Raw genomic sequence first — 13485 nt, forward strand, 5'->3', positions numbered from 1 at the left:
TAGCAATATACTAATTTTGTCTGAAATAATTTAAAAAATCAAGAAAATGGATTTAATGGGAATGATGGGGAAACTTAAAGAAACCCAACAAAAAATTGAAGATACAAAAAAGCGCTTGGATACTGTTTTAATTGATGAACAAAGCGCTGACGGATTATTGAAAATTACAATTACAGCAAGCAGAAAAATAAAAACAATTTCTGTTGATGATTCGCTTTTAGAAGATAAAGAACAATTAGAAGATTACCTAATCGTAACATTGAATAAGGCAATTGAAAAAGCTACAAACATAAACGAAAGAGAACTTGATGCCGTAGCAAAAATGGATATGCCAATGATTCCTGGAATGGATAATCTTTTTAAGTAAGGAACAAAGCTGCAAAGGCTCAAAGAGACAAAGTTTTTCTTATTGAAAACAAAAAAAGACGCACAAATTGTGCGTCTTTTTTTGTTAGCCTTTGTTCCTTTGTCACTTTGAACCTTTGTCACTTTTTCTAAATTTTCGAGAAAATTTCCATCACATAAGTATGCATCACTTCTTTATAATCTAAATGAGTAACGATTCTTAGTTTATTGTGACCTAACGAACTTATTAATATATTTTTCTGTTTTAATTTTTCGATTAAAAGTGTATCGCTGTAACCTTCTGCCAATGAGAAAATCAGAATATTAGTTTCTACTGGTTCAACAGAAGCAATCCATGATTTCGTGCTTAAAATTGCGCCGATTTCTTTAGCTCTTCTGTGATCCTCAGCCAATCTTTCAATATTGTTTGCCAAAGCATATAATCCGGCAGCAGCCAAATAACCTACCTGGCGCATTCCGCCTCCTAATATCTTTCTTATTCTTAATGCTCTATGAATATCCGCTTTACTTCCAAGAAGTACTGAACCAATTGGCGCTCCTAATCCTTTTGACAAACACACCGAAATTGTATCGAAAATTGCTCCAAATTCCTTCGGATTTTGTCTTTTAGCAACTAATGCATTCCAAATTCTAGCCCCATCTAAATGGAATTTCAAATTATTTGCATCGCATACTTTTTTGATTTCTCTCAAGTCTTCTAATTCATAACAAGCTCCACCACCTTTGTTTGTTGTATTTTCTACACAAACCAAACTCGTTAACGGACTGTGATAAAATTCTGGGTCATTGATTGCTGCAGCGACTTGAGATGCATTGATCATTCCTCGATCACCATCTAACAAACAACATGAAACACCACTATTAAAAGAGACACCGCCTCCTTCATAATTGTAAACGTGTGCAAATTTATCAGCAATTAATTGCTCGCCTGGTTGTGTATGTAGTTTAATGGCCGTTTGGTTTGCCATAGTTCCAGACGGAAAAAAAAGTCCAGCTTCCATACCAAAAAATTCGGCTACTCTTGTTTCTAATTCGATAACCGTAGGATCCTGCTTATATACGTCGTCGCCAACTTGTGCGTTAAACATATATTGCAGCATTTCGTATGTAGGTTTAGTAATGGTATCACTAACTAAATTTATTTCCATATAAAACTAATATCTTTTTGGACAGCAAAATTACGTATTACTGTTATTTATCAATCGCAAGTTTTCATAAATTTTAACTTTCGATTATTACACAACCAAATTAACGTAATAATTGTAAAAAACATATAAAACTAACATTAATAATTCAAAAATTGAGCCCCAAGCTTAGAAACTATCTTATTTGACAAGAAATAGCATCTTTTAAAAAATAAAAAATAACGCGAAACAACTAAGCCTTAACCATTTATACACAAAAGGTTGTATGTTAAATTTATTGCTGTATTCTAAAAACTAAATCTTATTTTTGTAGAACGAAATTACACAAACAAATGAATGTAATTTCTTCAAAAAACATATAAAACTACTTATTAATTTATGACAACAGCCGAACAAGTAAAAGGTATTGTGGAGCGCCTTGGTGCGTTGAGGAGGTATCTTTGACGTTGATGCCAAGCTAATCGAAATTGCAAACGAAGAAGAAAAGACTTTTGCTCCAGATTTTTGGAATAACCCGAAAGAAGCGGAAAACATCGTAAAAAATCTTCGAAACAAGAAAAAATGGATTGAAGATTACGATAAAGCCGTTGCGCTTACTGATGAACTTCAACTTGCTTATGACTTTTACAAAGAAGGCGAACTTTCTGTAGAAGAATTAGACGAGCAATACAATGGTGCGCAATCACACATTGAAAACATCGAATTCAAAAACATGCTTTCTGACGAAGGTGATAGCTTGAGCGCAGTTGTTCAAATTACTGCCGGAGCCGGCGGAACTGAAAGTTGTGACTGGGCTGGAATGCTGATGCGTATGTACATGATGTGGGGTGAAAGTTATGGTTACAAAATCAAAGAGCTTAACTTTCAAGAAGGCGACGTTGCCGGAATCAAAACCGTAACTTTAGAGTTTGAAGGTGATTATTCTTTTGGTTATTTAAAAGGAGAAAATGGAGTTCACCGTTTGGTTCGAATTTCGCCTTTTGATAGTAATGCAAAACGTCATACTTCATTCGTATCGGTTTATGTTTATCCATTAGTTGATGACAGTATTGAAATCGACATTAATCCTGCCGATATCGAAATTACGACTTCACGTTCGAGTGGTGCCGGAGGTCAGAACGTAAATAAAGTGGAAACAAAAGTTCAGTTGGTTCACAAACCAACCGGAATTCAGATTCAGTGTTCTGAAACACGTTCGCAACAAGATAACAGACAGCGTGCCATGCAAATGCTTCGTTCTCAATTGTATGAAATTGAATTGAAAAAACAACAAGCACAGCGTGCTGATATTGAAGCCGGAAAAATGAAAATCGAATGGGGTTCGCAAATTCGTAACTACGTTATGCAACCTTATAAATTAGTAAAAGACGTTCGTACAGGCTATGAAACCAGCGACGTTGATGGCGTAATGAACGGAAATATTGACCCATTCCTTAAAGCATATTTAATGATGATGGGGCAAAAAGAAGAAGAGTAACAGTTACAGTTTTCAGTCACAATAAAGTCGAAACCTGAAACTTGAAACAGCTTTAAACTCAAAAAACAAGTTATGATAAAATGGGCCGATGTAATTCATTTTACAAACAAAGGAAATCCTACTCCAGATAAAAGAGTGGAAAAAACGGAAGAAGAATGGAAACAAATTCTAACGCCAGAAGAATTTCAGGTTACTCGCTTAAAAGGAACTGAAAGATCTTTCAGCTCAGAATTATGCAGTTTATTTGATCCTGGAATTTACGAATGTAAATGCTGCGGAACGGTTCTTTTTGATGCAAGCGAAAAATTTGAATCAGGAACGGGCTGGCCTTCTTTTACACAGCCAATTAAAGAAAATGCAATTGGGTATCATGCCGATAAATCATACGGAATGATTCGGGTTGAAGTTGTATGCAATGTCTGTGATGCACATTTAGGACACGTTTTCCCAGATGGCCCGCCACCAACTGGTCTGCGTTATTGCATAAATGCAGTTTCTCTTTCTAAAACTAAATAATGTAAAACATCAAGAAACGATTCCTTTTAAAAAGTGAATCGTTTTTTTTTGATATTCGCGCGATTAACAAAAAAAATGTAAGTTACTGCTTATCAATAAAAAATAACTTCTTTTATTCGTTCAAAAAAACTAAACCACTTCGTTTTAAGCAATATAAATTAACACTTGTGCTTCTGTTAAAATTAGAAAACCATCAAAATTTTAATACCTAAAGTGTTAATTTTGTAATATTTAAACTATTATTTTAAATATCTTTCAACAAACGCATTAAAAATATTAGGTAATTAAAATGTAATTTATTTTATTTGGTAAAAATTATTCCCAAATACTATTAAATACATTAAATGAAATCTTATTCAATTCAAGAAATAAACGAAGTGATTAATGGCGTGATATACGGCTCAACTTCTCAAAGCATTACTGCAACCGAGCAACTGGAAAAGGCAACTTCTTCGCAAATTTCATTTATTGGAAATAAAAAATATGAAAAACATTGGCCCGCATCAAACGCATCAATAGCAGTTGTAAATGAAGATATTTCGATCGAGCCTGGTGAAAATCGTGCTTTTATCAAAGTAAAAAATGCTGATTTGGCTATGTCTCAAATACTTGCCCTTTTTACTCCTCCTGCACCCATATTTCGTAGCAATATTCACAAAACAGCCAACATCGATGAAACCGCAGTAATTGCTGAAGGTGCAAAAATTGGTGCTGGCTGTTATATTGGTCCAAAAGTAGAAATTGGCGCAAATGTTACCTTATACCCAAATGTTACGATTTTAGACGAATGTACTATTGGAAAAAATACAGTTATCTGGTCTGGAACAGTTGTGCGAGAGCGTTGTCATATTGGTAGTGATTGCATTATTCATCCAAATGCAACTATTGGTGCTGATGGCTTTGGATTTCGTCCATGCAAAGAAAACGGACTTGTAAAAATTCCGCAAATTGGAAATGTAATTATTGGAAACGGTGTTGAAATTGGTGCAAATACTTGTGTTGATCGTGGAAAATTCAGTTCTACAATTTTAGGAGACGGCTGTAAAATTGACAATTTAGTTCAAATTGGGCACAACAGTAAGTTAGGCAAGTTCTGTATTATGGCTGGGAACAGTGGTCTCGCCGGATCTGTGACTTTAGGAAACGGTGTTATCATTGGCGGAAGCGCATCAATAAAAGATCATACAAATATTGGCGATGGTGCCGTAATTGGTGCCGGATCTGGTGTTACTGGAGACGTTCCTGCTGGAAAAACTATGTTGGGTTATCCAGCCGTTGAAGCCAGAGATGCTCTAAAACAATGGGCAATGCTAAAACGAATGGTCTGTAGTCCAAAAAAATAATCACAGTTGATAAAATATAAAAACAGAAGTGTCTAAAACTTCTGTTTTTTTTTATTCCTCAATCTCTCTAAAATTTAAAATTCAGCCATTTTTAAAACTTTCGGTTTATTTCAATTGATTTTGTAAATTAGCCAACACTATTTTGTAAAATCAATATTATATCATGGATTTAAACTTCAATAAAAACGAAGATCACAATAAATTACTACTTTCAGAATTAAAACAAAAATTTGCCAAAGTAAAACTGGGCGGCGGCGAAAAACGAATTGAAAAACTTCATTCTGAAGGAAAAATGACAGCTCGTGAGCGTATCGCTTATTTATTGGATGAAAATTCACAAAATATTGAAATTGGTGGTTTCGCAGGTGAAGGAATGTATACAGAACATGGCGGTTGTCCTTCTGGTGGCGTTGTGGTAAAAATTGGCTACATAAAAGGCAAACAATGCATTGTTGTTGCCAATGACGCTACTGTAAAAGCGGGTGCATGGTTTCCAATTACAGGAAAAAAAAACCTACGTGCACAGGAAATTGCTATAGAAAACAGACTTCCAATAATCTATCTTGTTGACAGCGCAGGAGTTTATCTGCCTATGCAAGATGAAATTTTTCCAGATAAAGAACATTTTGGACGAATCTTTAGAAATAATGCCCAAATGAGCAGTATGGGAATTACCCAAATCGCTGCCGTTATGGGAAGTTGTGTTGCCGGTGGTGCTTATTTACCAATTATGAGTGATGAAGCCTTGATTGTAGACAAAACCGGAAGTATTTTTCTTGCTGGAAGTTATTTGGTAAAAGCCGCAATTGGTGAAACTATCGACAATGAAACTTTAGGAGGCGCAACAACACATTGCGAAATCTCTGGGGTTACTGATTATAAAGCCAAAGATGATAAGGATGCTTTAGACAAAATCAAAAATATTGTAGATAAAATTGGTGATTTTGATAAAGCGGGCTATAGCCGAATCAAAGCCGAAAAACCTGCTTTAGAGCCAAGCGATATTTACGGAATTCTACCAAAAGCCCGTACAGAACAGTACGACATGATGGAAATTATCAATCGTTTGGTTGATAATTCTGAATTTGAAGCTTATAAAGAAGGTTATGGACAATCTCTCATTACAGGTTACGCCAGAATTGACGGTTGGGCAGTTGGAATTATTGCGAATCAGCGAAAAGTGGTTAAGACTAAAAAAGGAGAAATGCAATTTGGAGGCGTAATTTACTCTGATAGTGCCGACAAAGCAACCCGTTTTATTGCCAATTGTAATCAAAAGAAAATTCCATTAGTTTTTTTACAGGACGTTACTGGTTTTATGGTAGGCTCAAAATCTGAACATGGAGGAATAATCAAAGATGGTGCAAAAATGGTAAATGCCGTGAGTAATTCCGTGGTACCGAAATTTACTGTAATTGTTGGAAATTCTTATGGTGCAGGAAATTACGCAATGTGCGGAAAAGCTTATGACCCTCGATTAATATTTGCCTGGCCAAGCGCGGAACTTGCCGTGATGGGTGGAACGCAAGCTGCTAAAGTTTTGGCACAAATTGAAGCTTCTTCGCTTAAAGCTAAAGGAGAAGTTGTAGATGAAGCCAAAGAAACAGAGCTTTTCAATAAAATAAAAGCACGTTATGACGCACAAACATCGCCTTATTATGCTGCTTCAAGATTATGGACAGATGCAATCATTGATCCGCTTGATACACGCAAATGGATTTCAATGGGAATCGAGGCTGCAAACCACGCTCCTATTCAAAAACCATTTAATTTAGGCGTTATTCAAGTTTAAAGCATTCCGAAATTCTCATTTTAAGTCAAATAAACACCAAAAAACTCATTTTCAACGACTTATTATTAAATATGTTATTAAAATTTCGTAATTTTAATAAACAATTTTTAATCACGCAATGTCATGGAAAATGTAAAAAGCTTGAATAAATGGGCAAATGCGCACACTTATTTACCAGTAGATTTAATACGTATCGTATTGGGTGTTTTTTTATTTATGAAAGGAGTTTCATTTGTAACTAACGTTCAATATCTGCATGATTTAATTTCTCCAATCGACCAGTTTGGAGGCGGAATGTTCCTTCTGCATTATATTGCACCCGCACATATGATTGGAGGAATAATGATCGTTTTCGGTCTGCTCACCCGTTGGGCTATTGCCGCACAACTGCCTATCCTTTTTGGAGCAGTTTTAGTAAACTTCATGGGACGAATGCATTCTGAAAGCCTAATTCTTGCAATAGCAGTTTTGTTGCTTTGCATTTTCTTTCTATTTTATGGCGGGGGAAAGCATTCCGCCGATTATTATTTTAAAATGCAACAATAATATACTTTTATCCTCAACTTATCTGTTTAGGTTGAGGATAAAACAAAAAAGCATTTTTAAGACTTAATTAGCACTTCAAAATTTTATTTATTGTGTTTTATGAACTAAATTCGCCACCATGAATTGGATTCGTAAGACCGTCTTGTTTATATCACTTTTGATTATAGCATTCTTTGCCACACAGGCAATAGATGTTCCTATTCAACAAATTGAAAGTCAAAAAACAGATACTAACTTCTCCAAAGATATCCCTGATTCTTCTGCATTTATTCAACCACAGGCAAGCTATCAATTTGCTGCAAGTATTAAAACAGAATATCCTGCGGTAATAAAATGGTTTGATTCTTTACTGTCAATCGTTCCACAACATAAAGCTGTTAAATCAGCATTTAATTTTACACGTCAATTCTCGACTCAAAGCAAGAAAATCTCTTTAATGCTCTACGCTTTCCATTTTTTCTGGTAAATAAATCTCTGAAATTTTTATTCGAAAGAAATCCTTTCTTTCACAAATCTTAAAACCGTTTTCTATCTGAAAAACTGTTTAGAATTTCATATTATTTATCAAATTAAAAAAAATCAAAAATGGAAACAAGTGTAACCATAATTGGTGCTGTAATTGCAATTATAGTCGCAATTCCAATCTATTATTCAGCACGAACGAGCGCTGCAAACAAATCTAAAATCCTAAACATCAAAAAGAAATTCAACTCAACTCATCCTGAAGATTTTGATTTGACTGAATCTCAAAGCAATAAAACGCTTACTCTGGATCAAAAAAACAAAAGATTCATTTTAATGAATTTTAATCCAAATCAGCAAGAATCAACTTTTGTCGACTTAAAAAATGTTTCTTCCTGCAAATTGGTTTTAACGACAGACGGGAATTCTGATACTATTCTAAAAATAGATTTTGAATTTCAGCAAAACGAAACTTCTCAAAAAATCACCATACCATTCTATGATTTTGATGATGACCGTATCAAGCAAATTAGCGCTTATCAAGATCATGTTTTTGCAAAAAAATGGCTTAAAATCATCCAAGATTCTATTTCACGTTAGTTATTTAATTCAGCAAAGAGGCTCAATTATTGAGTCTCTTTTTTTTGTCATTAATATGATATTTATCATTTTAATTCTTGAGACAGTAAGGTAATTTTGATACCTCTCTAAATGTTTTATTTATGAAAATTTCACTGACTCAGAAATATAACGTTCCAGGTCCAAGATATACAAGTTACCCAACCGTTCCATACTGGAATGAAACCAATTTTACTTTGAAAAAATGGACAACATCTTTTCAAAAATCATTTTTAGAAAGTAATACGCAAAACGGAATCAGTTTATATATCCATTTACCATTTTGTGAGAGCATGTGCACTTTTTGCGGATGCAACAAACGAATTACGAAAAATCACTCAGTTGAAGAAATTTATATCGACGCGGTTTTAAAAGAATGGAGCCTGTATTGCAAACTTCTTCCTCAAAGACCACTTATAAAAGAGATTCATTTAGGCGGAGGAACTCCCACTTTTTTTTCAATTTCAAATTTAGAAAATCTTATAAATGGTATTCTTAAACTAGCCGATAAAGCCGAAAACTACGAATTTAGTTTTGAAGGACATCCAAATAATACCACTTACGAACAGCTTAAAAAATTATACGATTTAGGCTTTCGCCGAGTAAGTTTTGGAGTTCAGGATTATGCCGAAAAAGTTCAAAAAGCCATTCATCGTATTCAACCCTTCCACAATGTTGCGAAAGTAACTTTTTGGGCTAAAGAAATTGGTTATACATCAATTGGCCATGATATTGTTTTCGGACTTCCATTTCAAACTTTAGAAAATATTGTCGATACAATTGAAAAAACAAATTCATTGAAACCAGACCGATTAGCTTTTTACAGTTACGCACACGTGCCTTGGATCAAAGGAAACGGACAACGCGGTTTTAACGAAGAAAACTTGCCAAAAGATGCCGAAAAAAGAATGCTTTATGAGGTCGGAAAAAAATTACTTTCTGCAAATGGCTATCATGAAGTTGGAATGGACCATTTTGCATTGCCTTCAGACAGCTTATTTCAATCTGCACACAACGGAAAGATGCATAGAAATTTCATGGGTTACAGCGCTTCAAAAACACAACTTATGATTGGCTTGGGTGTTTCTTCAATAAGTGATAGCTGGTATAGTTTTGCCCAAAACACTAAAAGTTTAGAAGAATACTATAAAATATTAGAATCTAATCAATTACCTGTTGTGAAAGGTCATATTTTAAATGATGAAGATCTGATTATTCGAAAACACATTTTAAATCTAACCTGCGAACTTGAAACTTCCTGGAGCAAAGATTTTTTATATTTTAAAGAATTGCCAGAAGTTTTATTGGCTTTAAAGGAAATTGAAAATGATGAGTTGATTGTAATAGAAAACAACAAAATTAAAATTACAGAAGCCGGAAGGCCTTTTGTCCGCAATATTTGTATGGCTTTTGATTTACATTTAAAAAGAAAATCACCAGAAACAAATCTGTTTTCGATGACAGTTTAATGATGATTTAATGACAATTTGGTGTCTGCTGAACAAACAAACTCATATTTGAAGGAGACAAATACGGAATTCCTAATCCCAAGCCTCTCAAAATAAACAATACACCAATAAAAACGGCAACATAAGGAATTGCCTTCTGAATTTTATTTCGGAACGGCAATTTTAATAATGAATGCATATAAACCACAATGGTCATTAAAGGAATAGTTCCTAATCCGTAAAGCAACATGTAGAGAACGCCTAAACTTGCACTTTGCATCGCAATTGCACCAAATAAAGCCACATATACCATTCCACAAGGAAGAAAACCATTTAATAAGCCAATTATAAAAAGTGATTTGTAAGTTTTCTTTTTAAACTGACTTCCTAAACTTGATTTAATTTTTGAGATTACTTTATAAACCGGTTTAGAGAAGTTGTATTTGGCAAATGTTTTTTCAGGAATCAAAATCACAGCGATCATTGCTATACCAATGAAAATTGATATTTTCTGTTGAATTCCAGCCATAAAAAAGCCACGACCTAATAAACCAAAAATGAAACCTATTGCGGCATAAGCGGTCAACCGTCCTAAATGGTAGGTGACAATCTGAATTACTTTTTTAGCCTCATCCTGATGATCAACCGGAAGCATTACAGCAATTGGCCCACACATACCTACACAATGCAGACTGCTAATGAGACCTAATATGAATGCAGAATACAACATTTGTAAATTAATTTACGTAGATTACTTCTTTAGTCAAGTATTTTGTTCCGTTATACTGCCATTCCATGTTAACATCCCAACGTCCTTTTATTAATTTACCTTTCGGGATAAATAAAGCTGAATTTGTTAAAGCAATTTTAGTATTAAAATCAAATTTTTTATTTGAAGGTCGATATAATAAAATATTTCCCGTGATTTTATCGCTTTCAAAAGTTGATGGAAACGCCACTTTTACGCCAGCATCACCAAAAGTTATGGAAGGTTTTTGCTGTAAATCATGTGCGTTTTGAACACGTGACATTTCTTCCTGAAAATGTGAATCGTGCTTATAGTATTCTTCAACAACCAAATCATTGTCGTACTTAGCATTAGATTGCACTTCAAAAACGAAATACAATATAAAACTCATAAAAAGAGCAAAAGCTATAACAATTCCGGTTCCCCAATTTATTTTCATGATAGTACTATTTTAATTAAAACTTCTCGGACCTAAAAAGTTTGTTTTTGTGGTTTCGAGCAATTCTTTTCCGTTGTAAACACCAATTTTCACTGTGGTTTTATCGCTTTCCAAAATTGCCTCGTCGATTTCTATGAACAGAGTTCCCTGCGCAGTTTCTTCTCTTTTAATTTTGAAGTTTTTATTTCCCACATTTTTAATTTCACCTTTTTGGTCAATTAACTCAAAATGAATATCGTTGTAATCATTCATTGTTTTATTAACGATTTTATAAGTGTAAACATTACTTATTTTATCTCCCTTATGCTGAAATAATTGTCCTGGTAAACGCAAAATAATAGCTTCAACATTTGTTCTTAAAAACAGCATTCCAACAAAAACGCTCAATAAAATGAATAAAACAGCTGTATAGCCTTTCATTCTATTGGTGAATTTAAAAGGTTCCTTTTTAGTTATTTCATCTTCAGAAGCATATCGAATAAGACCTTTTGGCAAACCTACGCTTTCCATTATATGGTCACATTCATCAATACAAGCCGTACAGTTTGTACATTCTAATTGTGTCCCGTTTCTGATATCAATTCCCATTGGACAAACATGAACACATTGGAGACAATCAATACAATCTCCTTTTCCTGTTAATGTCCGGTCTTCTTTTTTATTGAATTTTGCACGTCCTTCCTCCTTTTCACCGCGAACAAAATCGTAGGCAACATTAATAGATTTATTATCCAAAAGAACTCCTTGAAGTCGTCCATACGGACAGGCAATTATACAAACCTGTTCACGAAACCAGACAAAAACAAAGTAAAAAACACTTGTAAAAATCAGCAATGCTATAAAGTTACTTGCCTGTTTTAAAGGACCTTGCTCAATCATTAAAAACAATTGATCACTGCCAACCAAATACGCCAAAAACACATTTGCAATACCAAAAGAAATCAAAAAGAAAACAGTCCATTTAGAAAGTCTTTTTCTAATTTTTTCAGCATTCCACTCTTGTCGGGCTAAGCGTAATTGAGAACCTCGGTCGCCATCAATCCAATATTCAATTCGGCGGAAAACCATTTCTAAAAAGATCGTCTGCGGACAAATCCATCCGCAAAATATCCTTCCAAAAACAACTGTAAACAAAATAACAAAAACGACTCCGACCAACATTGAAATCACAAAAAGATAGAAATCCTGTGGCCAAAACGGAAAACCAAAAATATTAAAACGACGTTCCATAACATTGAACATCATAAATTGATTGCCGTTGATTTTTATAAACGGATTTGCAACTAAAATTGCCAACAAAACATAACTGACAATCTTTCTGTAATCATAGAATTTACCAGACGGTTTTTTAGGAAAAATAAATTTCCGATTACCACTGTCATCGATTGTTCCAATGGTATCTCTAAAAGCTTCGTCTGATAAATTTGACATGATTTTTATTTTTTAACTTCTGTACTATCTTTTGGGCTAGTTGTTGCCGTTGTAGCTGCGTCATCTTTTTTGGGAGCACTTTCATCTACCCAAACTTCTCCTTCAGCTTCTTTTGGATCTTTAGGATTGCTTCCTTGTAAAGACAAAATATAACTAGCCACTTTTTGAATGTCTTTTGGTTTCATACCGTTTGTTTTCCAAGAAACCATTCCTTTTCCATCACGACCTCCATTTGTAATAGTATGAAAAACATTTTTGATTCCACCACCTAAAATCCAGTGATCATCTGTCAAGTTTGGACCAATTTGTCCTCCGGCATCTGCTCTGTGACAAGCTGCACAATTTGTCATGAAGATTTCTTTACCTGCTGCTAAACTTGGTTCATCCGTAAGCAATACCACAGTTTTTTCATCCATTAAATCAGGTGCTGTTTTTAGATATTCATCAACATCAATTTTAGCCTGAGCCATCTCTTTTTTTAGCTCTGTTTCCTGATCATCTGCACCGAGGATTTCATAACGAACAAGGTAAACGGCTCCAAAAAAGATAGTGATGTAAAATAAATATACCCACCAGGGTGGTAAATTATTATCAAGCTCTTTAATTCCGTCATAATCATGATGCATCAACAAATCAGCTTCTTTTTCCATTGGAGGTGTTTTTGTAAGCTTATGCATCAACTCTTTAAACCAAGTGCTTTCACTTAAACTCAGACTATTTTCGTACTCCAATTTTGCTTTTTCTTCAGGTGACATTAAATGATACATCACTCGATTAACTGCACTGAGCGTAATTTCAATTGCAACTAAAACAAATAGAAATATAGCCAAGAAAACAGAAACCATAGGGAATTTTATAAAAGCTGGCTTATCGCCTGAATCAATAAAATACTCCATCAAAGCAAAACCGATGAAGAAAATAAGTGGTACTCTTACATATACTGGGAAAAACTTTTTCATTTTATTTATCTTTTGAAATTATACCAAGTCCTCATTTAAAGGAATTTCACTCATTTCTTTAATCTTGTCTTTTTTATATGAAAACACCCAAAAGGCTAATCCAACAAAAAATAAAAAGAAGATCAAGAGAGAAAGAATCGGGTAAATTTCTATACCCGATATTGTCTCCATATTGTGTTTTATTTGTTCAAACAT

Annotated in this window: 15 protein-coding genes; 9 read left to right on the forward strand and 6 right to left on the reverse strand. The window is 34.1% G+C overall.

The features are described 5' to 3' along the window. The first annotated feature begins 46 nt into the window (after nt 1-46). Nucleotides 47-367 carry a YbaB/EbfC family nucleoid-associated protein gene (locus tag ACWA1B_RS07625; RefSeq protein ID WP_035648504.1) on the forward strand — a complete coding sequence of 107 codons (321 nt, stop codon included), beginning with the start codon at nt 47-49 and terminating at the stop codon, nt 365-367. A 127-nt stretch (nt 368-494) separates the two neighbouring features. On the opposite strand, the gene ACWA1B_RS07630 is transcribed toward ACWA1B_RS07625, so the two are convergent. After that, nucleotides 495-1514, reverse strand: a complete 1020-nt coding sequence (locus ACWA1B_RS07630; protein ID WP_426485721.1) for a threonine aldolase family protein — start codon at nt 1512-1514, stop codon at nt 495-497. A gap of 375 nt (nt 1515-1889) precedes the next feature. On the opposite strand from ACWA1B_RS07630, the gene prfB reads away from it, so the two are divergent. The 8 genes from prfB to hemN all read left to right on the forward strand — a co-directional run bounded on the left by prfB (nt 1890) and on the right by hemN (nt 9734). Then, nucleotides 1890-2988 (forward strand): peptide chain release factor 2 gene (gene prfB, locus ACWA1B_RS07635; protein WP_456905617.1). Its coding sequence is split into 2 segments (ribosomal slippage): nt 1890-1952 and nt 1954-2988, totalling 1098 coding nucleotides; the frame shifts between segments, so codons are not numbered across the junction. 72 nt (nt 2989-3060) lie between these two features. Further along, on the forward strand, nt 3061-3504 hold the full coding sequence (gene msrB, locus ACWA1B_RS07640) for a peptide-methionine (R)-S-oxide reductase MsrB (protein WP_456905619.1): 444 nt from the start codon (nt 3061-3063) through the stop codon (nt 3502-3504). Between the two features lie 344 nt (nt 3505-3848). Next, a complete protein-coding gene (gene lpxD / locus ACWA1B_RS07645) occupies nt 3849-4847 on the forward strand; it encodes a UDP-3-O-(3-hydroxymyristoyl)glucosamine N-acyltransferase (protein WP_456905621.1) in 999 nt (332 codons plus the stop codon). 163 nt (nt 4848-5010) lie between these two features. Beyond that, nucleotides 5011-6639: an acyl-CoA carboxylase subunit beta gene (locus ACWA1B_RS07650; protein ID WP_456905623.1), complete on the forward strand. Its 1629-nt coding sequence runs from the start codon at nt 5011-5013 to the stop codon at nt 6637-6639. A gap of 123 nt (nt 6640-6762) precedes the next feature. Next, entirely contained in the window at nt 6763-7185 is a 423-nt protein-coding gene (locus ACWA1B_RS07655) for a DoxX family protein (protein WP_456905625.1), read from the forward strand. A gap of 118 nt (nt 7186-7303) precedes the next feature. Next, nucleotides 7304-7651 carry a hypothetical protein gene (locus ACWA1B_RS07660; RefSeq protein ID WP_456905627.1) on the forward strand — a complete coding sequence of 116 codons (348 nt, stop codon included), beginning with the start codon at nt 7304-7306 and terminating at the stop codon, nt 7649-7651. A 119-nt stretch (nt 7652-7770) separates the two neighbouring features. Continuing rightward, nucleotides 7771-8247: a hypothetical protein gene (locus ACWA1B_RS07665; protein ID WP_456905629.1), complete on the forward strand. Its 477-nt coding sequence runs from the start codon at nt 7771-7773 to the stop codon at nt 8245-8247. 122 nt (nt 8248-8369) lie between these two features. Then, nucleotides 8370-9734: an oxygen-independent coproporphyrinogen III oxidase gene (hemN, locus tag ACWA1B_RS07670; RefSeq protein WP_456905631.1), complete on the forward strand. Its 1365-nt coding sequence runs from the start codon at nt 8370-8372 to the stop codon at nt 9732-9734. A gap of 7 nt (nt 9735-9741) precedes the next feature. Here the strand turns inward: hemN and ACWA1B_RS07675 are convergent, their stop codons facing one another. Genes ACWA1B_RS07675 through ACWA1B_RS07695 form a run of 5 tightly spaced genes read right to left on the reverse strand, consistent with a single transcriptional unit; the run spans nt 9742 to nt 13485 of the window. After that, nucleotides 9742-10443: a sulfite exporter TauE/SafE family protein gene (locus tag ACWA1B_RS07675; protein ID WP_456905633.1), complete on the reverse strand. Its 702-nt coding sequence runs from the start codon at nt 10441-10443 to the stop codon at nt 9742-9744. 7 nt (nt 10444-10450) lie between these two features. After that, nucleotides 10451-10900 (reverse strand): FixH family protein, encoded by a 450-nt coding sequence (locus ACWA1B_RS07680; RefSeq protein ID WP_456905635.1) that lies wholly within the window; start codon nt 10898-10900, stop codon nt 10451-10453. 12 nt (nt 10901-10912) lie between these two features. After that, a complete protein-coding gene (gene ccoG, locus ACWA1B_RS07685; RefSeq protein WP_456905637.1) occupies nt 10913-12331 on the reverse strand; it encodes a cytochrome c oxidase accessory protein CcoG in 1419 nt (472 codons plus the stop codon). 5 nt (nt 12332-12336) lie between these two features. Continuing rightward, the gene (locus ACWA1B_RS07690; RefSeq protein ID WP_456905639.1) at nt 12337-13290 is read right to left on the reverse strand and encodes a cbb3-type cytochrome c oxidase N-terminal domain-containing protein; all 954 of its coding nucleotides are present in this window, start codon (nt 13288-13290) and stop codon (nt 12337-12339) included. A gap of 18 nt (nt 13291-13308) precedes the next feature. Then, complete coding sequence (locus tag ACWA1B_RS07695) at nt 13309-13485, reverse strand: CcoQ/FixQ family Cbb3-type cytochrome c oxidase assembly chaperone (protein WP_035648546.1); 177 nt, start codon at nt 13483-13485, stop codon at nt 13309-13311.

The sequence above is a fragment of the Flavobacterium xizangense genome, from assembly GCF_054075145.1.